The sequence below is a fragment of the Mesorhizobium sp. WSM4837 genome (assembly GCF_055811435.1).
The window spans coordinates 16449-38387 of the sequence record NZ_JBVVQE010000047.1 but is presented as its reverse complement, the minus strand read 5'-3'; the positions used below and the strand labels follow the sequence as shown (position 1 = coordinate 38387).

Annotated in this window: 19 protein-coding genes and 3 pseudogenes; 11 read left to right on the top strand and 11 right to left on the bottom strand. The window is 62.2% G+C overall.

All coding sequences use genetic code 11. The features are described from left to right. Positions 1-282: 282 nt before the first annotated feature. Positions 283-900: a Rossmann-fold NAD(P)-binding domain-containing protein gene (locus AC0L3D_RS24305; RefSeq protein ID WP_473646041.1), complete on the top strand. Its 618-nt coding sequence runs from the start codon at positions 283-285 to the stop codon at positions 898-900. A 73-nt stretch (positions 901-973) separates the two neighbouring features. Beyond that, the gene (locus AC0L3D_RS24300; protein WP_473482458.1) at positions 974-1678 is read left to right on the top strand and encodes a nitroreductase; all 705 of its coding nucleotides are present in this window, start codon (positions 974-976) and stop codon (positions 1676-1678) included. A gap of 30 nt (positions 1679-1708) precedes the next feature. Here AC0L3D_RS24300 and AC0L3D_RS24295 read toward each other — a convergent pair. Both AC0L3D_RS24295 and AC0L3D_RS24290 read right to left on the bottom strand, forming a co-directional pair. After that, positions 1709-1792: pseudogene (locus tag AC0L3D_RS24295) on the bottom strand (sarcosine oxidase subunit gamma); the annotation flags it as partial. 26 nt (positions 1793-1818) lie between these two features. Continuing rightward, on the bottom strand, positions 1819-3219 hold the full coding sequence (locus AC0L3D_RS24290; protein ID WP_473646039.1) for an ISKra4 family transposase: 1401 nt from the start codon (positions 3217-3219) through the stop codon (positions 1819-1821). A 143-nt stretch (positions 3220-3362) separates the two neighbouring features. On the opposite strand from AC0L3D_RS24290, the gene AC0L3D_RS24285 reads away from it, so the two are divergent. Then, positions 3363-3500: a hypothetical protein gene (locus tag AC0L3D_RS24285; protein WP_473646038.1), complete on the top strand. Its 138-nt coding sequence runs from the start codon at positions 3363-3365 to the stop codon at positions 3498-3500. Here the strand turns inward: AC0L3D_RS24285 and AC0L3D_RS24280 are convergent. The 5 genes and pseudogenes from AC0L3D_RS24280 to AC0L3D_RS24260 all read right to left on the bottom strand — a co-directional run bounded on the left by AC0L3D_RS24280 (position 3481) and on the right by AC0L3D_RS24260 (position 6193). After that, positions 3481-3678 (bottom strand): hypothetical protein, encoded by a 198-nt coding sequence (locus AC0L3D_RS24280; RefSeq protein WP_473646055.1) that lies wholly within the window; start codon positions 3676-3678, stop codon positions 3481-3483. The genes AC0L3D_RS24285 and AC0L3D_RS24280 overlap by 20 nt on opposite strands. A 6-nt stretch (positions 3679-3684) precedes the next feature. After that, a pseudogene (locus tag AC0L3D_RS24275) lies at positions 3685-4191 on the bottom strand (plasmid pRiA4b ORF-3 family protein); the annotation flags it as partial. Continuing rightward, the gene (locus AC0L3D_RS24270; protein WP_473646036.1) at positions 4130-4972 is read right to left on the bottom strand and encodes an ABC transporter permease subunit; all 843 of its coding nucleotides are present in this window, start codon (positions 4970-4972) and stop codon (positions 4130-4132) included. The gene AC0L3D_RS24270 and the pseudogene AC0L3D_RS24275, both read right to left, overlap by 62 nt. Before the next feature lie 100 nt (positions 4973-5072). Then, positions 5073-5459: a hypothetical protein gene (locus AC0L3D_RS24265; RefSeq protein WP_473518311.1), complete on the bottom strand. Its 387-nt coding sequence runs from the start codon at positions 5457-5459 to the stop codon at positions 5073-5075. After that, positions 5456-6193, bottom strand: coding sequence for a branched-chain amino acid ABC transporter substrate-binding protein (locus AC0L3D_RS24260; protein ID WP_473646035.1), 738 nt, complete (start codon positions 6191-6193; stop codon positions 5456-5458). The genes AC0L3D_RS24265 and AC0L3D_RS24260 overlap by 4 nt, the downstream gene beginning before the upstream one ends. Before the next feature lie 331 nt (positions 6194-6524). Between AC0L3D_RS24260 and AC0L3D_RS24255 the strand changes: the two genes are divergently transcribed. Genes AC0L3D_RS24255 through AC0L3D_RS24230 form a run of 6 tightly spaced genes read left to right on the top strand, consistent with a single transcriptional unit; the run spans position 6525 to position 15234 of the window. Then, a complete protein-coding gene (locus AC0L3D_RS24255; protein WP_473482164.1) occupies positions 6525-8609 on the top strand; it encodes a hydantoinase/oxoprolinase family protein in 2085 nt (694 codons plus the stop codon). A gap of 10 nt (positions 8610-8619) precedes the next feature. Next, a complete protein-coding gene (locus AC0L3D_RS24250; protein ID WP_473646033.1) occupies positions 8620-10287 on the top strand; it encodes a hydantoinase B/oxoprolinase family protein in 1668 nt (555 codons plus the stop codon). Next, on the top strand, positions 10284-11495 hold the full coding sequence (locus AC0L3D_RS24245) for a pyridoxal phosphate-dependent aminotransferase (RefSeq protein WP_473518309.1): 1212 nt from the start codon (positions 10284-10286) through the stop codon (positions 11493-11495). The genes AC0L3D_RS24250 and AC0L3D_RS24245 overlap by 4 nt, the downstream gene beginning before the upstream one ends. A 15-nt stretch (positions 11496-11510) precedes the next feature. Next, a complete protein-coding gene (locus tag AC0L3D_RS24240) occupies positions 11511-12326 on the top strand; it encodes an NAD-dependent epimerase/dehydratase family protein (RefSeq protein WP_473646032.1) in 816 nt (271 codons plus the stop codon). 8 nt (positions 12327-12334) lie between these two features. Further along, entirely contained in the window at positions 12335-13528 is a 1194-nt protein-coding gene (locus AC0L3D_RS24235) for an NAD(P)/FAD-dependent oxidoreductase (protein ID WP_473482156.1), read from the top strand. 20 nt (positions 13529-13548) lie between these two features. Beyond that, a complete protein-coding gene (locus tag AC0L3D_RS24230) occupies positions 13549-15234 on the top strand; it encodes a thiamine pyrophosphate-binding protein (RefSeq protein WP_473646031.1) in 1686 nt (561 codons plus the stop codon). Between the two features lie 41 nt (positions 15235-15275). On the opposite strand, the gene AC0L3D_RS24225 is transcribed toward AC0L3D_RS24230, so the two are convergent. After that, complete coding sequence (locus AC0L3D_RS24225) at positions 15276-16007, bottom strand: FadR/GntR family transcriptional regulator (RefSeq protein WP_473482153.1); 732 nt, start codon at positions 16005-16007, stop codon at positions 15276-15278. Between the two features lie 72 nt (positions 16008-16079). After that, positions 16080-19124 (bottom strand): annotated as a pseudogene (gene ydiJ / locus AC0L3D_RS24220) (D-2-hydroxyglutarate dehydrogenase YdiJ). Positions 19125-19215: 91 nt separating this feature from the next. Between ydiJ and AC0L3D_RS24215 the strand changes: the two are divergent. Both AC0L3D_RS24215 and AC0L3D_RS24210 read left to right on the top strand, forming a co-directional pair. Then, on the top strand, positions 19216-19965 hold the full coding sequence (locus AC0L3D_RS24215; RefSeq protein ID WP_473482147.1) for an SDR family NAD(P)-dependent oxidoreductase: 750 nt from the start codon (positions 19216-19218) through the stop codon (positions 19963-19965). Further along, positions 19958-20704: an SDR family oxidoreductase gene (locus AC0L3D_RS24210; protein ID WP_473646029.1), complete on the top strand. Its 747-nt coding sequence runs from the start codon at positions 19958-19960 to the stop codon at positions 20702-20704. The genes AC0L3D_RS24215 and AC0L3D_RS24210 overlap by 8 nt, the downstream gene beginning before the upstream one ends. On the opposite strand, the gene AC0L3D_RS24205 is transcribed toward AC0L3D_RS24210, so the two are convergent. Together AC0L3D_RS24205 and AC0L3D_RS24200 are read right to left on the bottom strand one after the other, a co-directional pair. Continuing rightward, complete coding sequence (locus tag AC0L3D_RS24205; RefSeq protein ID WP_473482142.1) at positions 20688-20837, bottom strand: hypothetical protein; 150 nt, start codon at positions 20835-20837, stop codon at positions 20688-20690. The genes AC0L3D_RS24210 and AC0L3D_RS24205 overlap by 17 nt on opposite strands. A 178-nt stretch (positions 20838-21015) precedes the next feature. Beyond that, on the bottom strand, positions 21016-21933 hold the full coding sequence (locus AC0L3D_RS24200) for an aminotransferase class IV (protein WP_473482141.1): 918 nt from the start codon (positions 21931-21933) through the stop codon (positions 21016-21018). Between the last annotated feature and the right edge of the window lie 6 nt (positions 21934-21939).

Here is a 21939-nt window from a genome sequence, read left to right as displayed (position 1 = left end):
CGGCATCGATCTTTCGATCGCGAGGTGGGACCAACGCTTAAGTCGGGCAACGGCACGCGCGGGCGCGGTCTCTGGCGGTCATTGAGAAGTTCAATTGAGCGGCGGCGGCTCCGGTCAAGGACGCCGCGCGCCTCATCAGGCCAACTCGTTTGGAAGGTCGTCTGCACGAGAGTGCCGTCCCTCAGCCATTAAATTGGAGAAGCCGTTGAAACTTACAGGTAAAATCATCGTCATAACCGGTGTCTCCTCCGGAGTCGGCAGCGAAGTCGCCCGTCTTGCCCGGTGCGAAGGCGCGGGCGTCATCGGCTCGCTCGAGGTGATCCCACTGTCACGCTGGACGGCTTCATTCAGATCGACCAGAGTGCGCCCGAAGAGATTGATGCAGCGCTTACCAAATTCCCGGAACGCATCGACGGTCTTGTGAATGCCGCCGGCGTCCCCCGCATACTGGACCGCGATATTGTTGCACGCGTGAATTATCTCGGGACACGCCATCTCTCATATGAACTTCTTTGCCGTATGCCCAAGGGCGCTTCGATCGTGAATTTCGCCTCCCTCTCGGACACCGAATGGCCCAAGCGCGTTGATCTGCATAAGGAGCTCGCCGACACTCAGAGCTTTGCGGATGGACTCACTTGGCTCGCCGCCCATCCAGTGCCACAGGAAACCTGCTACCAGTATTTCCAGGCGCTGATTGTTTGGTCGGCCAGTGCGAGCTTCGACCTATACATGCGGCGGGGCGTCCGCATGAACACGGTGGCGCCTGAACCTGACTGGACCATTCTCGGGGATTTCTGCGCTATGCGCGGCCGTGGCTACGAACGGCGAGTTGAGGGGCGTCCGGTTGAGACCCACGCTAGAGCGCCGCGCGTCCAATTGGACGCGCAAAGGACGCTCTAGCATTTCTAGACTGCGCATGATGCTTTCCGGAAACCGATTTCCGGTTTCCGGGGTCATGCGCTAAGGACGGCCCATGCTGGAAAACAGGACTACAGTTACAGATGATGCGGCGATCGTCGACGAGGCGATCACGTCGCGCCGTTCGGTGCGGGCCTTCCTGCCCGACATGGTCGATGACGAGACGATCCGCGCCATTCTCTCTGTTGCCGCGCGTGCACCTTCGGGCACCAACATGCAGCCCTGGCGAGTCTATGTCACCAAGGGCGAGGTCAAGCAGCGGATCACCGACGCCATCCTCAACTCCGGCGTCCGCGCCGAAAAGGCCGAGTGGGACGAGTATCGCTACTATCCCGACCAGTTCTTCGAACCGTATCTCAGCCGGCGGCGGGCCAACGGCTTCGGACTCTACAGTGCGCTCGGCATCGGCCGGCGTGAGGTGGATAGGATGCGCGCGCAGCACGACCGCAACTTCGTCTTCTTCGACGCTCCGGTCGGCATGATTTTCACCGTCGACCGGCGGCTCAACAAGGGCTCGTGGATCGACTACGGCATGTTCCTGCAGAACATCATGGTGGCGGCGCGGGGCATGGGCCTGCACACCTGTCCGCAGGCGGCGTTCGCGCCTTATCACCGGCAAATCAGGTCAGTGCTCAACATTCCCGACGAGGAGATCGTCGTCTGCGGCATGGCGCTCGGTTACGAGGATACGTCCAAGCCGGAAAACGAGTTCCGCACCGACCGCGCGCCGCTGGAAGAGTGGGTGACGTTCGCCAAGTGAGGAAGTGAGGTGACGACCGGCCGCCTCGGTCTACTGCACTTCGTAGCCGACTTCTTCGCTGGCGTGACAGAGCGCCTTCCAGAACGACCGCGCAAACGAGCGGAACACATAAATGGGGAGCATGAGGAAGTGTGGGGCAGTTATGCGGCGAGAGCTGTTTCGTCTGGTTCGTGATTGTCGTTCGCCATACCGGGATACCATTGCTGGAAGGTCGAGCGTAGGGAGCCGTCGAGGGTCTGCGTTCGGGTTTGCAGCAGAAGATGCGCGCCGATCCTGCTCCACTGCATCTGCTGCTTTTTCGCGAACCGCTTGCTGATGACGGCATTGACGGTTGCCTCGACGAAGGCCGAGGATATCCGCTCACCGGACCGGTAGCGTTCGCCGTAGTTGATCAGGCTGGCACTGTTGGAAGCGATGTAGGATCGGAACTCGCCAATGGCCGTGAGGAATTTGCGCATGATCGGGTAGTCCGTTTCGAGCGCTTCCGCATCGAATTGCAGGTCGCCGATTTCCTCACTGGCACGGTACGCATTGCCATGCCAGAGGTGCCATTTGATCCTGCGCAGGGTTTCAAGCAGATCCTGTCCGGCCTGCTCATTATGGTTTTCGAGACCCTGGGCGAATTGGCGCAGGACCGTGATGCGCATGGTGATGTGGAACCAGTCGAGGACATGTTCGCTTGCCGGCGCGATCATCTCGGCAAGCGAGCGGACTTCTTCTCCTCCGTCGGTGATGAAGGTGATGTCCTGATTGGCCTGAACACCCTGCTTTTTAAGATGGTCAAGGATACGCCGCTGCGGCTTGCGATCGTAGCCATGGACAAAACCGATGTAACGGGCATCTCCGTCCTCGGGTAAGGAGCGGCCGACGATCAGTTCGAAGTTCTTCTTTCGATCGTTGCGGTCACGGATATACCCGCCATCCAGACCGATGACGATGCGGCCATCGGGAACGGGCAGGTTCATCCAGTCGCGCGGACAGGCATCCTGCATGAAGGAAACCCGCTCTTCGGTCAGTTCCCGCTCGATGCGCCTGGCGGCCTGCAAGGCGTGCTGCCGAACCGTCGTGGCGTTGGCGCCGCTCTCGACCGGCAGCACATCGGCCAGCAGCTCGGCCGCGGCGGCATAGGGCACGAGCGATGCCCACCGCGTTTCCAGATAGAGGCGCTCGGGCGCAATGTGGTCGGGGATCAGTTTCCGGAGTGGAGAGATCGTTGCTGGATCGTTTCCGCCGACCGAGTGCGGCAGGTAGTATCGGGGGCTTTTCAGGCGGACGTCCCCAAAGAGCGTATGGAAGGTTATTGGGTAACCGCCCTTGCTGCGCAGGCGACGCCCATCCAGCTCGCGGTTTTCGCTCAGCCAAAGTTCCACCTGCGTCTCCACCATCGCCTGCTGTAATTTCGTAAGAAGGCCTTTCGCCTCCGACAACGACAGACCGAGATCCTCGGTGCCCTTCGTCACCTTCACCAGATCGGCGACGGTTTCCATTGCAATCATCTCACCATCGTCACCCATAATCTCCAGAACCAGCCGCGCCCGCATCTCATGTCCTCGCAATGAGTTTTCCAGAATGACCGGAGTGGAAAACTGATTGCGCCCATGACGCCCGTTTCTCCTCTGCGGCCTGCCGGAAACGCTGATAAAGACCATCAGTTAGCAATCCGAAAATCGTCCGGTAAACCGACATGATCTCGATCAAGCAGGCCGCCATCCCAGCCTTGCTTTCGGGCATCAACACTCGCGGTGATGATGCCGCCCTTCTGGGGGCCAATCTTCTTTCGAAAGATCAGGTCATCAGGCCCGTCACATCTGCTGGTGCATGAGGATCAGATGTTCGCTCTGCCGCAGGCGATCATTCACTTTCCGCCGCTCGAACGACTGGCCCAGCAGTGTAGCTCCGCCTTTGATCCGAAACCGCAATTCCTGTAATTCCCAAGCGCGGTCCGGATCATCGAGGACCGCAAGGGACCGGGTGTCGCCGATTTCCGTGATGAATTCCAATGCTGTGGCGAGATCCTCATGGAGGTCAGGCCCGAGCGCCTCGTCCCTCTGCCACATCCAGGCTTCCGGTCCACCACAATCCTCAGGCGGACAGTTGCCGTCGCCGCCCGTACACGCCGGATAGTGAGCTCCGGGTTTGACAGGCCGGCGCTGCTCTAGCCGGACCTCGTGCTCCCAAGGGAAGTTGAGGTCGTACTAGTACAGGAACCGGCTGCCGTTACGCAGTTGCAAATTGCCAAGTGGGATAGCCGGAAAGCGGGCACCCGCCTCCCACGAGCCGTACCGCACCGTGTGAATGACGAACTGGTAAAGGTGTATGCCTTCCCATCCCATCGCGACCTGAAGGACGCCATGAAACTCGCGTAGCGTCATCGTCGAGGGAACCTGAACCCTACGCCACACCATGGGGCTCACGTCCTTCAGCCAGATGCGGGATTGCAGGATGGAAATCTCATCCTCCGAGGCTGCCGCCTCTCCGGCAGTTTTCGTCGCTGCCCGTTTTGCCCTTTTCACATCCGCCGGCCCCGTCAAAATTCAACGGTGACGACATACTTCGTTCCAGCCCGCCCCACAAATCCTCATGCTCCCCAAGGACAGCTGCCGTGAAGGCCTTGATACCCATCACGAAGCCGATAAAGAAGTTGAACGAGCCGTAGTTGAAGGTGACGAGCACGCCGCCGACGGCTGCCGTCGCGGCGCCGATAACGAAGACGGTGGAGATCGTGCGGTCGGTGTTTACACCCAGCACCGCGGAGATGTGGCGGTTTTGCTGGGTGGCCCGGCACTCGCGGCCGATGCGCGTGTGGTTGATGAGATAGGTCAGAAGCGCCACGGCGACGAGCGAGGCGATGAGGATCACCGTCTGCATATAGGTGATCTGCACGAAGTGAGCGCCATCTCCAAAACGGAAGGCACCCTGGATCAGCAGCGGAACGCCCTGGTCGCGCGCGCCCTGCGCCACCTGCACATAGCTCTGTAGCATCAGCGAAATGCCGATGGCCGAGATCAAGGGCGCAAGCTTCGTTGACCCGCGCAACGGCCGATAGGCGACACGCTCGATCGTCCAGCCGTAGACGCCCGTGACGGCGCAGGTGATGATCAGAATCGAGATGAGTGCGAATGGAACGGACTGGACACCGAAGAAGTGGAGCACCGCAAGCGTGATAGCTGCAATATAGGCTGACACCATGTAGACGTCGCCATGGGCGAAATTGATCATGCGGATGACGCCGTAGACCATGGTGTAGCCGACGGCGATCAGCCCATAGATGGTGCCCAGCGTGATGCCATTCACCAATTGCTGCGCCAGGATGTAGAAGTCTACTGCGGCCCCCTTTGTTCATGGGCATGCAGGAGCCGGCCGAACAAAGCCCGACCGGCAGGGTTCAATTCCGTCAGTTTGCGCGGGCCGGATCGCCCTTGTCGTCGAAGGTATAGAAGACGAACTTGAAGTCCTTGACGTCGCCTTTCTCATTCCAGGCGAGGTCGCCAACAGCCGACTTGACCGAGTTGGACTGCAGCCATTTGAGCTGGTCGTCGATGCTGCCGTTCTTGGTTCCCTGCAGCGCCGCGACGATGGCCTGGGCGCTGGCGAAACCGAAGAGCGTGTAGTTGTCGAGAGGCACGTTGGCCTTCTTCAGCGCATCCTGTGCTTCGGCGGCAGCCGGGTCTTCCTTTGGGTCTGCTGCGGACGAGTAGTAGACGTTCTTGAGGTTCTGCGCGCCGCCGGCGGCGGTGACAATTTCCTTTTGGGCGAGTGCGTCACCGCTAACGAATTTCACATCGAGGCCCTGCTCGTGGATTTGGCGATGAGCGGGCCTGCCTCCGGGATGAGGCCGCCGAAGTAGACTGCCTGCGCGCCGGAGCTCTTGATCTTGGTGACAAGCGCGTTGAAGTCGCGCTCACCACGGGTGAGGCCTTCATACAGCACCGGCTCGACGCCCTTTTCGGCAAGTGCCCGCTTGAGCGCGTCGACCAGGCCCTGACCATAGGTATCCTTGTCATGGATCAGCGCGATCCTGTCGAGCTTTAGCGTGTCGAGAATGTACGAGCCGGCGACCACCGCCTGCTGGTCGTCGCGGCCGCAGGTGCGGAACATCGTTTCGAGGCCGCGGTCAGTGACGATCGGGTTTGTGGATGCAGGCGTGATCGTCAATATGCCGGCGTCGTTGTAGATTTCCGACGCAGGGATGGTGCTGGACGAGCAGAAATGGCCGACCACCGCCTGGACCTTGTCCTGATCCACGAGGCGGTTGGCGACCGCCACCGCCTGCTTGGGCTCACATGCGTCGTCGCCCTTCACGAGCTCGATCTGCCTGCCGTCGATGCCGCCGGACGTGTTCACTTCATTGACGTAGGTGGAGACACCCGTCCAAATCTGTTCGCCGAAGGTGGCGTTGGCCCCTGTCATCGGACCCGCAACCCCGATCTTGATGGCGTCGGCCGCCAAGGCCTGTGCCGCGAACATGGAGGACGCTACCGCGGCGGCAGCGAGATATTTGCGTAAGCGATTCATTTGAACCTTCCCTCTGTTAGGAGACAACCTTGTTGGATCCGTTTTGGGTGCGGGTTCGGCCCGCACTCCGAATATCTTTCCTTTTCGGGTCGGCCGTTTTCGGCCTGATCCTCCGCCCTTGGAGCTTCTCTCCGCTTGGTCGGATCGCGAGGAACGTTGCCCCTTTTAAGTTGACACATATATGATAAGTGCTATATCGAAAGAACGTCAAGCGGAATTATTTCGCTCCGCGCTAGATAAGAAAAAGTAATAGATGTCAGTGCCTTGGAGCATCGCGCAGGCTGGGGTTGAGCGAGGACCACTTGCTCTCCAAGGCATTTAGGAGATGAGAATGTCGGTACCCGCGGGAGGAAATTGTCGTGTCGGCGTGGACATTGGCGGAACTTTCACCGACATCGCGCTCGATCTCGATGGAGCGCTGCATTCCACCAAGATACTGACCGACTACGCAGCGCCAGAGCGCGCGATCCTGAAAGGCGTGCAGGTGGTGGCGGAGATGGCTGGCATCGAGCTGTCGCAGATCGATATCCTCATCCACGGCACCACGCTCGCCACGAACGCGTTGATCGAACGGCGCGGGGCCAGGACGGCGTTCGTCACCACCGAAGGTTTTCGCGATGTGCTGGAAATGCGCACCGAAAACCGCTTCGAGCAGTACGACCTGAATATTGCTCTTCCGCCCGCGCTGATCGAACGCGCGGACCGCTTCGTCGTGCGCGAGCGAATGGATGCCTCCGGCAAGGTGCTGCTGCCGCTCGACGACGCATCCGTCGATGTTGTGGCCGAACGCATCGCAGCGGGCGGCTATGAAAGCGCGGCGATCGGCTTCATCCATGCCTATGCCAACGGCGGCCATGAAAGGCGGGTGAGGGACGCGCTGCTAAAGCGGTTGCCGGCGCTTTCCGTCTCGATCTCTTCGGAGGTCTCGCCGCAAATGCGGGAGTTCGAGCGCTTCAACACCGTATGCGCCAACGCCTACGTGAAGCCGGCGATCAAATCCTATCTCGACCGCCTCGTCGTCTCCCTCAAGGAGATCGGCGTCGGCTGTCCGGTTTTCATGATCCATTCCGGCGGCGGAATCGTCTCGGTTGAAAGCGCCTCGGAGTTTCCGGTGCGGCTGGTGGAATCCGGCCCTGCGGGCGGCGCGATTTTCGCCGCCGATATCGCCCGCCATCACGGCCTCGACGCGGTGCTTTCCTACGACATGGGCGGCACGACGGCGAAAATCTGCCTGATCGAGAAGCAAGTTCCCAATACCGCGAAGACCTTCGAGGTCGCGCGCACCTATCGCTTTCGCAAGGGCTCAGGCATGCCGATCTCCATTCCGGTGGTGGAGATGGTCGAGATCGGCGCCGGCGGCGGCTCCATCGCCGGGGTCGACGGCATGCGCCAGATTCGCGTTGGTCCACACAGCGCCGGCTCCGAGCCGGGGCCGGCTTGCTATCAGCGCGGCGGCGCGCATCCGACAGTGACCGATGCCGACCTGATGCTCGGCAAGCTCGATCCGGACAATTTCGCCGGCGGGGCGATCACACTGTCCGCCGAGGCGAGTCGCAAGGCAATGCGCGTCGACATCGGCGCCGTGATCGGGCTCGATGCGGAAGCGGCCGCCTACGGCACCTGCGAGATGGTGGACGAGAACATGGCCAATGCCGGCCGGGTCCACGCCGTGGAGAACGGCAAGGACATCTCCGATTTCACTATGATCACCTTCGGCGGTGCCGGCCCGCTACATGCCGCCCGGCTCTGCGAGAAGATGGGTATTTCCAGCTTTCTGGTGCCGCCTGGTGCCGGCGTCGGCTCTGCCATCGGCTTCCTCAGGGCGCCCTTCGGTTATGAAGCGGTCCGCAGTTCGGTATTCCGTCTGTCGCAATTCGATGCGTCGGCGGCGAACCGCCTGATGGAGGCGATGGAGGCCGAGGCCGCAGGGTTCGTCGCCGGGGGGATCGATGATCGCGAACCTGTGATCAAACGTAGCGTGTTCATGCGCTATGTCGGACAGGGATGGGACATTCCAGTCGCCCTGCCGCTTGCCCGCTTCGACGCCGACAGCGCCGCCCGCATAGGCGCACTGTTCGGAGAGGAATATGAGCGCTTCTTCGGTCGCGCCATCGAAGGTCTTGACGTCGAGATCGTCAGTTGGTCGGTCAAGGTCAGCTCACCGCTTCCACCTGTCGCCCGTGTCGAGCCAGTTTCCGAGGGCTCCGTTGTCGCCCCGACGAAGACCCGGCGCCTGTTCGAGGCCGCGCAGAGGGCCTATCTCGAGGCCGGCATTCACGACCGCTCGGCGCTCAACCCCGGCGATGTCGTCAAAGGGCCCGCCGTTATCGTCGAGCGCGAGACCTCGACGGTGCTCACTGCCTCCTTCAGGGCCGTCATCCAGAACGACGGCTGTATCCTGGCCACCCGCACATGAGGACCGGAACATGAACCAGTCCATGATCGACATCCACATGCAGGTGATGTGGAACCGGCTGATCTCGGTGGTCGAGGAGCAGGCGCAAACGCTGATCCGTACCGCTTTCTCCACCTCAGTCCGGGAGGCGGGCGATTTGTCCGCCGGCGTCTTCGACCTTGAAGGCCGCATGCTCGCCCAGGCAGTCACCGGCACGCCAGGCCACGTTAACGCCATGGCCGAATCGGTCGCCCACTTCATCCGCGACATCGGCCCCGAGAACATCTTCGAGGGCGACGTCTACATCACCAACGATCCCTGGAAGGGCACCGGCCACCTGCACGACATCACCGTCGTGACACCCTCCTTCCATCACGGCAGGTTGGTCGGCCACTTCGCATCAACGGCCCATGTGGTCGATGTCGGCGGGCGCGGCTTCGGGCCGGACGCACGCGAGGTCTATGAGGAAGGCCTGTTCATCCCGATCATGAAGTTCTTCGAGCGCGGGGAGCTCAACCGGACCCTCGTCCACATCGTCCGCAACAATGTACGCGAGAGCGACAAGGTGGTGGGCGATTTCCATGCGCTCGCAGCTTGCAACGAAACTGGCCACCGCCGCCTCACCGACATGCTGACGGAATTCAACCTTGCGGATCTCTCACAAATCGGCGGCTTCATCCTGAAACACAGCCGCGAGGCGACGCTGGAGCGGTTGCGTGCGCTGCCGCATGGAAGCTGGTCCTATGGCCTCGACCTCGATGGCTATGACGAACCGGTTCACCTGCATGCGAAATTGACAATCGGCCCCGATGGAGTGCTGGTCGATCTCGACGGCACCTCGGGTATGAGCAAATTCGGCATCAACGTGCCGCTCGTCTATGCCAAGGCCTATGCCTGCTACGGCATCAAATGCGTCGTGGCGCCTGAAATTCCGAACAATGCTGCCTCGCTGGCGCCGTTCGACATCGCCGCGCCGGAAGGTTGTATCCTCAATGCCAAGCGCCCGGCGCCAGTGGCCGTGCGCCACGTGCTTGGCCATTTCGTGCCGGATCTCGTGCTCGGCGCATTGCATCAGGCGCTGCCCGGCAGGGCGCCAGCCGAAGGCGCGAGCGCGCTCTGGAACCTGCACATGAGTGTGCGGCCGCTATCGGATGAGATCGGTGGTTCCGGCGCAGAGATCCTGATGTTCAACTCCGGCGGTTCCGGCGCGCGCCCCACGCTCGACGGGCTGAACGCCACGGCGTTTCCGAGCGGCGTCCACACCATGCCGATCGAGGCGACCGAGAATGTCGGCCCCATTATCGTCTGGCGCAAAGAACTGCGAGAGGGTTCGGGTGGCGCCGGCGAGTATCGCGGCGGCCTCGGCCAGACCATCGAGATCGCGGCGGCCGACGGCTACGGTTTCCGTTTTTCGGCCATGTTCGACCGCCTCAACCATCCGGCCCGGGGGCGCGACGGCGGCAAGGACGGTGCGCCGGGATCGGTATCGCTCGACGACGGAACGGTCCTGCGCGGCAAGGGCCTGCAATTCGTGCCGCCGGCGCGTCGTCTGGTGCTCCAGCTTCCGGGCGGCGGCGGCTTCGGTGATCCCGCGAAGCGTCCGGCGGCGGCGCTCGAGCACGACCTCAAGCACGGCTACCTCACCGGCGAACAGGTCGAAATCCACGGCAAGGCCAGCATACGGAAGCCAAAAGGATGAACATGATCGCTTTTGAGAGCAAGCGGGCCGCGACGATCAAATCGTCGCCCTCAATGGCGGTGTCCATGACAGCCAAGGCGATGCGCGCCAAGGGGGAAAGCGTCGTCGACCTGTCGCTCGGCGAGCCGGATTTCGATACGCCTGCCCATGTGGTTCAGGCCGCCATCGACGCAATGCGGCGCGGCGTGACACGCTATACCGGACCGGACGGGCTTCCAGAGCTGCGCGAGGCGATCGTTGCCAAGTTCAAGCGCGAGAACGGGCTGGACTATGCGATCGACGAGATCTCCATCGGCAACGGCGCCAAGCAGATCTTGTTCAACGCTTTCCTCGGCACGCTGGAGCCTGGCGACGAGGTGATCGTCCCGGCACCCTATTGGGTGTCTTACACCGACATCATCATCCTGCATGGCGGCGTGCCGAAAATCGTTTGCTGCGGCGTCGAGGATGCCTTCAAGCTCGCGCCGGAACGGTTGGAGGCTGCCATCACGCCGAAGACGCGGTGGTTCCTGTTCAACTCGCCGTCTAATCCAACCGGGGCGATCTACAGCGCCGAGGAACTGAGGGCGCTCGGCGCGGTTCTGACGCGGCATCCGCGCGTTGCCATCATGTCGGACGAGATCTACGAGCATATTGTATGCGGCGAAGTACCGTTCGCCTCGTTCGCGGCAGCCTGCCCCGACTTGCGCGAGCGAACGCTAATTGTCAACGGCGTCTCCAAGGCTTACGCCATGACCGGCTGGCGGCTGGGTTATGCCGCCGGGCCAAAAAGCCTGACCAAGGTGCTGAACAAGCTCCAGTCGCAGAGCACGACTTGCCCGTCGTCGATCACTCAGGCCGCCGCCGTTGCGGCGCTCAATGGCCCACAGGACTTCGTCAGCAAGGCTGTCGAGGAATACAAGGTGCGCGGCGCGCTGGTGACGAAGAGTTTCGGAGCCATCCCGGGCTTGGAAGTGCGGGCGCCTGACGGAGCCTTCTACCTGTTCCCTAAATGCGAACCCCACATAGGCAAGACCACTCCCGACGGAACGACGATTGCCAATGACGCGGAACTGGCATCCTACCTCCTGAAAGCGGGCAAGGTCGCAACGGTGCCGGGGGCAGCGTTCGGCATCGAACCCTACATCCGCCTGTCCTTTGCGACGTCGAGCGACAATCTGACCGCCGCCGCCGAACGTGTCGCCGATGCGCTGGCGCGGCTCCGATAACGGAAAGAAGAGCCCATGACGGATTTTCAACGAACCCTGCTCACCGGCGCCGCGGGTGCGCTCGGAACGGAGCTCAGGAAATTGGGAACGCAGCTCGGCAAGGTCGTGCGCCTTTCCTCGCTCGGACCTTGCGAAAACCTCGCCCCGCACGAGGAAGACGCGCCAGCGGATCTTTCGGATTTCGAGGCCGTGTCGGCGGCTGTGAAGGGATGCGACGCCATCGTTCACATGGGCGGGCAGGGCCTGGAAGCGCCGTGGAAGGCCATCCTCAACAACAACATCATCGGCACCTACAACGTCTATGAGGCGGCGCGGCGCCATGGCGTGAAGCGCATCGTCTATGCCAGCTCGGTGCATGCCATCGGCTATTATGAGCGCACGGAAACAATCGACGCCAATGTGCCGACGCGGCCGGACAGCCTCTATGGCGTGTCCAAGACCTTCGTGGAGAATCTCGGGCGATTTTATTTCGACAAGTTCGGCATCGAAACCATCTGCCTGCGCATCGGTTCGTCTTATCCGGAGCCGGCAGATCGCCGCCATCTGATAACATGGCTTTCCTATCGCGACTGCCGCCAACTGGTCGAAAGGAGCCTGTCAGCTCCGCGGGTCGGCTTCATGATCGCTTACGGCATGTCGAACAACAGTGAGTCCTTCTGGGACAATCGCACGGCCAGCATCCTCGGCTACAAGCCGCAGGACAGCGCGGACGATTATCGCGAGAAAGTAATCGCCAGTACTCCCCAGGGCGATCCGAACGATCCCGCGATTCGTTTTCAGGGCGGCTTCTTCTGTGCCCTCGGCCATCCCGACGACGACGAGCAGAAGTGAGCGCTGTCATGCAGGCATCCAAGGCATCCTACGATGTCGTGATCGTCGGCGGCGCCGTGGTCGGCAGCGCGACGGCCTATTTCCTGGCGACGAATCCGGATTTCAAGGGCTCGGTGCTGGTGGTCGAGAAAGACTGGACCTTCCAGCGCTCAGCGACCGCGCTGTCCTCGAGCTCGATCCGCCATCAGTTCTCCAACGCGATCAACGTCCAGGTCTCGCAATTCGGGACGCAGTTCATCCGCAGTTTCAAGGAGAACGTCGCGGTCGACGACGACACTCCGGAAATCGGCTTCCACGAGAACGGCTACCTGTTCCTTGCCGAGGACGAGCGGGGCAGCGAGGTGTTACGTCGCAACCATGCAACGCAGGCGGCGTGCGGGGCGGAGGTGACGTTGTTCGACGTCGACACGCTCGGCCGCCGCTTCCCCTGGCTCAACCTCGACGGTCTGTCACTCGGGAGCTACGGCGAGCGCGGCGAAGGCTGGTTCGACAGTTCGGCGCTGATGCAGGGCTTTCGCAGAAAGGCCCGCGCCCTTGGCGTCGAATATATCGAGGACGAAGTCGTGGCGGTGAACCGTGCCGGCGACTGCATCGTCTCGGTAACCACGAAAAGCGGCCAGACGATCGGCTGCGGCACGCTCGTGAACACGTCCGGCACCAACGGCAAGAAGGTCGCCCGCATGGCCGGCCTCGACATTCCCGTCGAGCCGCGCCGGCGTTCGCTCTTCGTGGTCGACTGCCGTACGCCGCTCGAAGGAAAGGTGGGGCTTACCATCGACCCGACCGGCGTGTTCTTCCGCCCCGAGGGCAAATTCTACCTGATGGGCACCTATCCCAAGCACGACCCGGAAGTGGATCCTAACGATTTCGCGGTCATGCACGACGAGTTCGAGGACGAAATCTGGCCGATCCTCGCCAACCGGGTGCCCGCCTTCGAGGCGATCAAGGTCGTGAATGCCTGGGCCGGGCACTATGACTACTGCACGCTCGACCACAACGTCATCCTCGGCCCACATACCGAGGTGGGGAACTTCCTCTTCGCCAACGGTTTTTCCGGCCATGGACTGCAGCAGGCGCCGGCCATGGGCCGGGGCCTGAGCGAACTCATCACTTATGGCGGGTTCCGGACCCTCGATCTTTCGCCATTCGGCTTCGAACGCGTGGTCGCTAATCGGCCTTTCCTCGAAGACGCGGTCATCTAACTCAAACACGGGTCAAGACGATGAAAACTGAGTGTGGAAGCCGCAGCGGCGGACAGGTACTGATCGATCAGTTGCGCATCCACGGTGTAGAGCGCGCGTTCTGCGTGCCCGGCGAAAGCTATCTCGATGTGCTCGACGCGCTGCACGATGCCGCCGATGCCATCGAACTCATCGTGTGCCGGCAGGAAGGCGGGGCGGCGTACATGGCCGAAGCCTATGGCAAGCTGACCGGCAAGCCCGGCATCTGCTTCGTAACGCGCGGCCCGGGTGCGACCAACGCCTCGGTAGGCGTGCATACCGCCTTCCAGGATTCCACGCCGATGATCCTGTTCGTCGGCCAAGTGGCGCGCGACCAGATGGAGCGCGAGGCTTTCCAGGAAATGGACTACCGCCGCATGTACGGTCAGATGGCGAAATGGGTGGTCGAGATCGAGGACGCGGCGCGCATTCCCGAATTGATCAGCCAGGCGTTTCATCGCGCCGTCAACGGCCGACCCGGTCCCGTGGTCGTGGCGCTGCCTGAAGACATGCTCACCGATCAGGTGACGGTCGATGACGTGCCGGCCTACAAGCGCGTCGAAGCCTACGCGGGCGAGCCGCAGCTTGAGGAACTGATGTCGGTGCTTGCCAAGGCGGAGCGGCCGATGCTTGTCGCCGGAGGAGGCGGCTGGACCGCCCAAGCGGTCGCGGACCTCAAGGCCTTCTCGGAAGCCTTCTGCCTGCCCGTCGCGGCCTCGTTCCGCTGCCAGGACCTGTTCGACAACACTCACCCGAACTACGCAGGCGACCTCGGCCTCGCCGCCGGGCCGAAGCTGATCCAGCGAATGAAGGACAGCGATGTCCTCATCTCCATCGGCGCGCGGCTCGGCGAAATGACGACCGGCGGCTACACGCTGATCGACATTCCGGTGCCGAAGCAGACCTTCATTCATGTCCATCCCGGTGCCGAGGAACTTGGGCGCGTCTACCACGCGGCTCTGCCCGTCAACGCCAGCGTCGCCGGGTTCCTGTCCCAGGCGCGTCGTCTGAAACCAGCGACCCCTCCCGTCCGGAAGGCATGGACCGAGGCAGCTCACGCCGACTATCTCGACAACCTGAGGCACCCGAAAATTCCCGGTCCGGTGCAGATGGGCGAGATCATGGAATGGCTGCGTGGCCATCTCGCGCCCGACGCGATCCTGACGACGGGTGCGGGCAACTATTCCGCTTGGGCGCACCGGTTCTATCAGTACCGCACATTCCGCACGCAGCTCGGCCCAACCAATGGCTCCATGGGCTACGGCGTGCCCGCGGCGATCGCCGCCAAGCTCACCGCACCGGGGCGTGAAGTCGTGGCCTTCGCCGGCGACGGCTGCTTCCTGATGAACGGTCAGGAACTGGCGACCGCCATGCACTACGATGCGCGCGTGATCTTCCTCGTCATCAACAACGGCATGTACGGCACGATCCGCATGCACCAGGAGCGCAACTATCCCGGCCGCGTTTCGGGCACGCGGCTAACCAACCCGGATTTTGCGGCGCTGGCCCGCTCCTACGGACTGCATGGCGAAACGGTGGAAAAGACGGAAGACTTCGCCGAGGCATTCAAGTGTTGTGAGGCGTCCAGAAAGCCGGCACTCATCGAGATCCGGATCGATCCGGAGGCGCTGACGCCGAAGATGAGCCTGACGCAGATCCGCGAGCAGGCGATCGCACAAGGTAGGTAGCCGCAGCCGGAGGCGCCGGCAAAAGGCCGGCACCGACCTCCTCAATCCCCCGACATCGCGCTCGCCGGCTCGTCGAGCATGGCGCGATAGCGGTTCAGGCTCTCTTCCAGATGGGCCACGAGCGCGTTCCTGGCCGCTTTGGCATCGCCTTGTGTTATGGAGGCGAGGATGGCCGAGTGTTCGCGATTGATCTTCTTCAGATAAGCTTGATGCGCGCGGGCCGACTGGCGGTGCTTCAGCACAAGGTCGAAATTGATCTCGGCGAAGACGGCTTCGAGGAAATGCTGAAAGTGCGGATTGCGCGTCGCCTTGGCAATGGCAAGATGGAAGTCGAAATCGGCCCGCGCCTCGACCTCAACATCGTCCGTTTCCAACCTGTCCAGATGATCGTAGGCTCTGGCGATCTCAGCTAGGGCCTCCGGAGTTCGCCGCGCCGCGGCCAGCGCCACGGACTGCATCTCGACCCCCAGCCTCAGTTCCAGGATCTGCATGGCCGAGCGGATATCGTCGATGCGGCTGATCTCGAAATGGAGTGTCTTGGCGTCCTTTTCGGTGACGTAGACGCCGGCCCCCTGGCGTGCCGTGACGCGGCCGCCGATCTTGAGCGAGGTCAGGGCTTCACGGATCACTGTGCGGCTGACACCGAATTCCTCGCAAAGCTGGGCACTCGACGGTATCTTCTCGCCGGGCGTATATAGACCCGAATCGATGCGCGAGGTGAGTTGCGCCGCGACGATTTCTGCGAGGTTGCCGCGTTGCGCTATGATTGCCAAAGCCAATCCTCCAAGCGTCGATTTCGGTACGCGCCAATCTAGCACATATCACATATCATGCTAGCTGGCAGATCAGCCACCTTTGCTGTCGGTGATCCTGGCGTTGATGACCTGGATTGGATGAGGAATCGAGCGCCCGCTGATCTGCTTGGCCTGCGATCTGCAGGAGTAGCCGGTTGCCATCAGCACCTCATTTTGCCCAGCCGTGGCGAGCTCAGCGGCCCAGCTCATGGTATAGATCGTCTCCGAAAGCGCGCGGTTGCGCACCTCGTGCCCGAAGGTGCCGGCCATACCGCAGCAACCGATCTCGGCCAATGTGAGGCGGATGCCGAGCTTGCCGAAAACCGCGGACCACTGGCCTTGCGCTGATGGTACGTTGGTGCGCTCCGTACAATGTGCCATCAGCTTGAAGACGCTATCGTCTGCGACATCTTGTGCCGGCTCCAGCCGGTCCAGATTGGCGGCCAACCATTCTTGAGGCAGTAACACCCTTGCGCGGGTCCGTGTGGAGGGGGCAGTTGCATATTCGCTGCGGTAGGTCAGCGTCATCGAAGGATCGATGCCGACCAGCGTGACACCGGTGTCGGCCAGGTCGTCCAGATGGCGGGCCGTCTTGGCTGCAATTTTTTCGAACGCGCCCAGATAGCCATGGACGTGGAGTGCCTTGCCGTTGTGCCAGGCGGCCAACAGCAGCGGCGCGAATCCCATTCTCCTTGCCAGATCGACCGTGTCGAGCACGACCTGCGGATCGAAATGCGAGGTGAACGCATCCGCCACGAAGACCACCGTGCGGGCGCGCTCTTCCGGGGGCAGCCGCAGCAGGTGCTCCTGTGTCGCGACGCCGATGCCTCTCCGCGCCAGTTCACGTGCGAGCGAGACGGGCGGCATGACCGGCAGCGCCGTCAGGCCCACGAGCCGCATGATCGCCCCGCCGGCGGCGGAGCCGACGAAGGCGTTGTAGAGGGGCTTTAGCCGCGCCATCCACGGCAGCGTCGTCTCGATCGCCGCCACGATCGGGTCCTTCAGCGGCCGCAGATAGCGCCCATAATACAGCTCAAGGAATTTCGCGCGGAAGGCCGGCACGCTTACCTTGACGGGGCACTGGCCTGAGCAGGCCTTGCAGGCCAGGCACGTGTCCATGGCCGCGCGCACCTCGTGGGAGAAGTCACGGCGATTGGCAGGGTTCACGGAATTCCAGGTCCGGGCGACAATCCGGGCAAGCGGGTTCGTACGCCGCAGAAGTTGCGCCTCGGCGCGAGGATCCAGGCCTTGCAAGGCAAGCAGGCGCAACCATTCGCGCATTAGTGAGGCGCGGCCCTTAGGCGAGAAACGCCGGTCGCGCGTACCCTTGTAGGAGGGACACATCACGCTCTTCTCGTCAAAATCGAAGCAGGCACCGTTGCCGTTGCAATAGGCGGCGTTGTCGAATGCCGCGCGAATTTCATTGCCGATGACCGGTCGAAGTCGCCACGCAGCGGGACCTCGTCGATCTTGAGAAGCGGGCTCGTGCCAGGCGCGGCGATCTTGCCGGGATTGAGCTGGTTACGAGGGTCGAAGACACGCTTGATCTCCTGTAGGCCGGGATAAAGATCGCCGAAGAATTCGGGTACGTATTCGGAACGCGCGCCTTTGCCATGCTCTCCCCACAACACCCCGCCATATTTGCGCGCCAGCGCCACCACCCTGTCGCTGATACGCCGCACGAGCTGAACATGATCATCCCGCGTGAGGTCGAGCGCCGGACGCACGTGCAGCACGCCAGCATCGACATGACCGAACATGCCGTAGTCGACGCCCTCGCCGTCCAGGATTGAACGAAACTCGCGGATATAGGCGGCGAGATTTTCCGGTGGCACCGCGGTATCCTCGACAAAGGCGACCGGCCGCACCGGTCCCTCGACATTGCCGAGCAGGCCGACCGCCCGTTTGCGCATCGTCCAGATCGCCTCGATCTCGTTTCTTTCGCGCGTCACCGTGTAGCCGCCGCGGCCGAGCTGAAAGCTGGCACCCAGCCGGGACACGATCTCGGAAAGCTTGCGAGAGAGTTCGGTTGGGTCGTCAGCTAACACCTCGACGATATTGATGCCATTCGCGGGGCCGGAAGCGTCGTCGGGAAAGAAGTGTGCAATCTCCGCCCAGGCCGCGTCGCCCTTGGCAAGGCGCAGCACCTTTTCGTCCACCGTCTCCACCGAAGCCACCCCTCAGCGCGATGAGGTTGCGGGCGTCTTCCAGCGCGGTGTTGAAATTGTCGTAGCGAATGTTGATGAGAGCCGAGCAGGCCGGAATCGGCAGCAGGTTCAGTTCCGCCTCAGCGATCATCGCCAGCGTTCCCTCAGAGCCGCACAGCGTGGCGTTGAGATCGAAGCGGCCGTCCGCGCGCCTGAGGTGCGCGAGATCGTAGCCCGTCATGAAGCGGTTCAGCTTCGGGAAGGTTTGGGCGATCAACAGCCTCCTCTCGCGTTCGATCCGGTCGAGAACCCGGTGGATTTCTCCTATCCGGTCGCTGCGGCGCTGCACGTTCTCCAGTTCCGCCCTCTTGAGCGGCCGCGACCACCAGTCGGTGCCGTCCGTCAGAACCACCCGCAGGCCGAGCACGTGGTTGCTGGTCTTGCCGTAGATGCAGGAACCCTGGCCGCTCGCGTCGGTCGAGATCATGCCGCCGATCGTCGCCCGATTCGAGGTCGACAATTCCGGAGCGAAGAACAGTCCGTACGGCTCCAGCGCCCGGTTGAGCTGGTCCTTGACGACGCCACATTCGACTCGGGCGACGCGACGGATCGGATCGATGTCGAGTATCCGGTTCATATGTCGGGAGCAGTCGACGACGATTCCGGCTGTCAGCGACTGGCCGTTGGTGCCGGTGCCACCGCCGCGAACCGAGATGGCGGCGTGCGCAAATTCCGGCCGGCTCAGCAAGCCGGCAACGACTTTCAGGTCGTCCGTTCCGCGAGGAAACACAATACCCGCCGGCTGAACCTGATAGATCGAGTTGTCTGTTGAGAACACCGTCCGGCTGTCGCTTCTCGTTTCAGTTTCGCCACGGAAGCCCGTTTCCACCAAGCGCTCGAAGAAAGCGTTTTCGGGCCGTCGGCGTGCTTGAGAGAGGCGAGGTATCATGCGCTGCTCGGATATCGCTTGAGATTTGAGAAGTTAACATATAAGTGATATCATACCAATAGCATCGCATTACCGAAAGCCCGGAGATGGTATGAAGGACCAGACTGTTGTGATCGTCGGTGGCGCTTCCGGCCTTGGGCTCGCGACAGCCAGACTGATGATCGAGCATGGCGTCGGCAAGCTAGGGCTGGTCGACAGGAATGGTGATTTGCTGGCCAAGGCTGCCGAAGACCTCGCCGGGCAGGGCGCCGACGTCGCCACCGCATGCGCCGACATTTCGAGGGCCGAGACCGGCCACACCGGATTCAACGAGATCGCGGGCAAGCTCGGCCGTGTCCATGCGCTGGTCAACAGCGCGGCGATCTATCCGCGCAAGCCGATCCTCGACATCACCGACGATGAATGGGACCTCGAGAACGCCGTCAACATCAAGGGCACCTACCATATGATGGTCGCGGCAGTCAGGCATATGCGCCAATATGTGAGTCCACCTGAGGTGACCGGGCGCATCGTCAACGTCACCTCGGTCGACGCCTTCAAAGCGCATCCGCAAAACGCCCATTACGCGGCCACCAAGGCGGCTGTCGTCAGTCTGACCAAATCCTTCGCCGAAGAATGCGCAAACGATCAAATCCTCGTCAATTCCGTCGCGCCAGCCGGCTTCGCGACTGATAGGGCGAAGGAACTCGGATTCCTGTCGGAACTGGCCAGGGCGAGTGCCCTCGGCCGAGCCGCTGAGCCGAAGGAAATGGCCGAATGGATCGTCATGATGGCAAGCCACCGCAACACTTACGCGACCGGCGAGAACGTCGTCGTCAGCGGAGGCTACATTTATGTCTGAGAACTCACCCTACCGCACCGCGCTCGTCACGGGCGCGACCAGCGGGATCGGCCGGTCCATAGTTCTGCGCTTGAGGGAACGTGGTCTTGTCGTTCATGCGGTCGGGCGCAACGAAAGTCAGTTGAGCGAACTCGCCAGCCTCAGCGGCGCGGTTCCGGTCATCGCGGACGTCCGCGACACCTGGGCAATCGTCAATGCCTTGGGCGGCGTCGAAGTCGATATCCTCGTCAACAACGCAGGCATTCTCTCCAGTCGCGCGGCTTTTCACGAAATCGATCCCGCTGAGATCGACGCCATGATCGACGTCAATCTGAAAGCCCCGATGCACCTGACCCGAGCCTTCCTGCCTGGGATGGTGACGCGCAGGCGCGGCCACCTTGTCTTCATCGGCTCAAGCGGTGGCCAGGCGCCATATCCTTCCATGGCTGCCTACGGCCCCTCCAAGGCGGGCCTAAGCCTGTTTTGCGACAATCTGCGCTGCGACTTGCTCGGTACGTCGGTTCGTATCAGCGAAATCGTGCCGGGCCGTGTCCAAACACAACTCTACCGGACGTCTATACCGGACCATCAGGCGGCGGCCCTTCTTTACGACGACTACCGCCCGATACAGCCGGAACACATCGCGCAGATCGTCAGCGACGTGATCGATCTCCCGGTCTTCGTGGACGTGGCGCGCGTCGAGGTTTTCCCTACCGACCAGGCGACCGGCGGCGGCACGATGGTCAAGCATCGGCAATAGCGGTCGGCAGCGAACCCAAGAAGCAGTGATGCCTCCGAAGTTGCCGCACATAGCCGAAACGGTCGATGGCGAAGATCCAGTACCAACCCTCGTGCCGCACGAGCATCGCGTTGCGATTCTGAACGATGTTCATGCCCGGCCACTCCGCCCGGTGGACACCCCGGCGCGTCTGCTTCGTTTCGCAGTCCTGTCCACCGAGATCTAAAGCCGACGAAGCCACGGTCGAAGGCATCCAGCGCAACGTTCGCCTCTTGGTCGCCGCCGGCGACACGGTCTTCGAGCTGTGCTTCGCAGAGCACGAACTTCGGTCGTCAGTCCAGGCGGTTCGCGTCGGCGTGCTCCCAGTAGATTCGGGAAATCTCGCGCGTCAAAGGCCCTGGCTTGCCGTCACCGATCATATGCCCGTCGACGTGTGCAACCGGCGTGACCCCGCCCAGAGTGCCGGTGACGAAGGCTTCGTCGGCCGAGTAGGCCTGGACGAGCGTGAAATCCTTCTCGAAAGACGGCCCGCAATGTTCGCCGAAAAGCCGGACGATGTGGGAACGCGTGATGCCGTTGAAGCTGTAAAGCCCGCGCGACGTCCACAGTTCGCCCTTGCGCACGATGAAGAAATTCGTGGAGTTGCAGCTTGCGACGAACCCTTGCGGGTCGAGCATCAACGCCTCGTCAGCGCCGGCCGCGATCGCCTGGACCAGCGCCTGGATGAGATTGAGACGGCTGTGCGAATTGAGCCGCAAGTCGAACGCGTCGGGCGACGAGCAGCGGAAGGTCGATGTGAACAGTTTCAGCCCCGCTTCCGCGAACTGGCCGCGCGGCCGCTTGATCTCCGCCACGATGACCACGGTCGCTCCCCCCAGCGTGAAGCGCGGATCCTGGTTCGGAGTGGACTTGCGGCCGCGCGTGATCATCAGACGGATGTGCGTGTCGGTGGTGAAGCCGTTCTTCACGCAGGTCTCCATTAGCGCTCGCGTGACCTCCTCGCGCGTCATGCCGATCTCGAGGCTGATGGCGCGTGCACCCTCGAAGAGCCGATCGAGATGCGCGTTGAGCGAAAGCAGCTTTCCGTTAACGAGCCGCAACCCTTCCCACACGCCGTCACCGAGCACGAAACCGGCATCGAAGACCGACACCACGGCGTTTTCGCGGTGGACGAACTCTCCGTTCACATAGATCAGTGCGTTGTCGTTGCGGACGTCGCCGTCGTAGCTTTGTGCACTTGTGTAACCCATCATGGC

Bases quoted from the DNA above. Each gene is read 5' to 3' on its own strand.
- AC0L3D_RS24215 (WP_473482147.1), top strand. From the start codon at position 19,216: ATGAAGGACCAGACTGTTGTGATCGTCGGTGGCGCTTCCGGCCTTGGG.
- AC0L3D_RS24285 (WP_473646038.1), top strand. From the start codon at position 3,363: ATGATCTCGATCAAGCAGGCCGCCATCCCAGCCTTGCTTTCGGGCATC.
- AC0L3D_RS24245 (WP_473518309.1), top strand. From the start codon at position 10,284: ATGAACATGATCGCTTTTGAGAGCAAGCGGGCCGCGACGATCAAATCG.
- AC0L3D_RS24250 (WP_473646033.1), top strand. From the start codon at position 8,620: ATGAACCAGTCCATGATCGACATCCACATGCAGGTGATGTGGAACCGG.
- AC0L3D_RS24290 (WP_473646039.1), bottom strand. From the start codon at position 3,219: ATGCGGGCGCGGCTGGTTCTGGAGATTATGGGTGACGATGGTGAGATG.
- AC0L3D_RS24230 (WP_473646031.1), top strand. From the start codon at position 13,549: ATGAAAACTGAGTGTGGAAGCCGCAGCGGCGGACAGGTACTGATCGAT.
- AC0L3D_RS24300 (WP_473482458.1), top strand. From the start codon at position 974: ATGCTGGAAAACAGGACTACAGTTACAGATGATGCGGCGATCGTCGAC.
- AC0L3D_RS24240 (WP_473646032.1), top strand. From the start codon at position 11,511: ATGACGGATTTTCAACGAACCCTGCTCACCGGCGCCGCGGGTGCGCTC.
- AC0L3D_RS24210 (WP_473646029.1), top strand. From the start codon at position 19,958: ATGTCTGAGAACTCACCCTACCGCACCGCGCTCGTCACGGGCGCGACC.
- AC0L3D_RS24205 (WP_473482142.1), bottom strand. From the start codon at position 20,837: ATGAACATCGTTCAGAATCGCAACGCGATGCTCGTGCGGCACGAGGGT.
- AC0L3D_RS24260 (WP_473646035.1), bottom strand. From the start codon at position 6,193: ATGAATCGCTTACGCAAATATCTCGCTGCCGCCGCGGTAGCGTCCTCC.
- AC0L3D_RS24255 (WP_473482164.1), top strand. From the start codon at position 6,525: ATGTCGGTACCCGCGGGAGGAAATTGTCGTGTCGGCGTGGACATTGGC.
- AC0L3D_RS24235 (WP_473482156.1), top strand. From the start codon at position 12,335: ATGCAGGCATCCAAGGCATCCTACGATGTCGTGATCGTCGGCGGCGCC.
- AC0L3D_RS24200 (WP_473482141.1), bottom strand. From the start codon at position 21,933: ATGGGTTACACAAGTGCACAAAGCTACGACGGCGACGTCCGCAACGAC.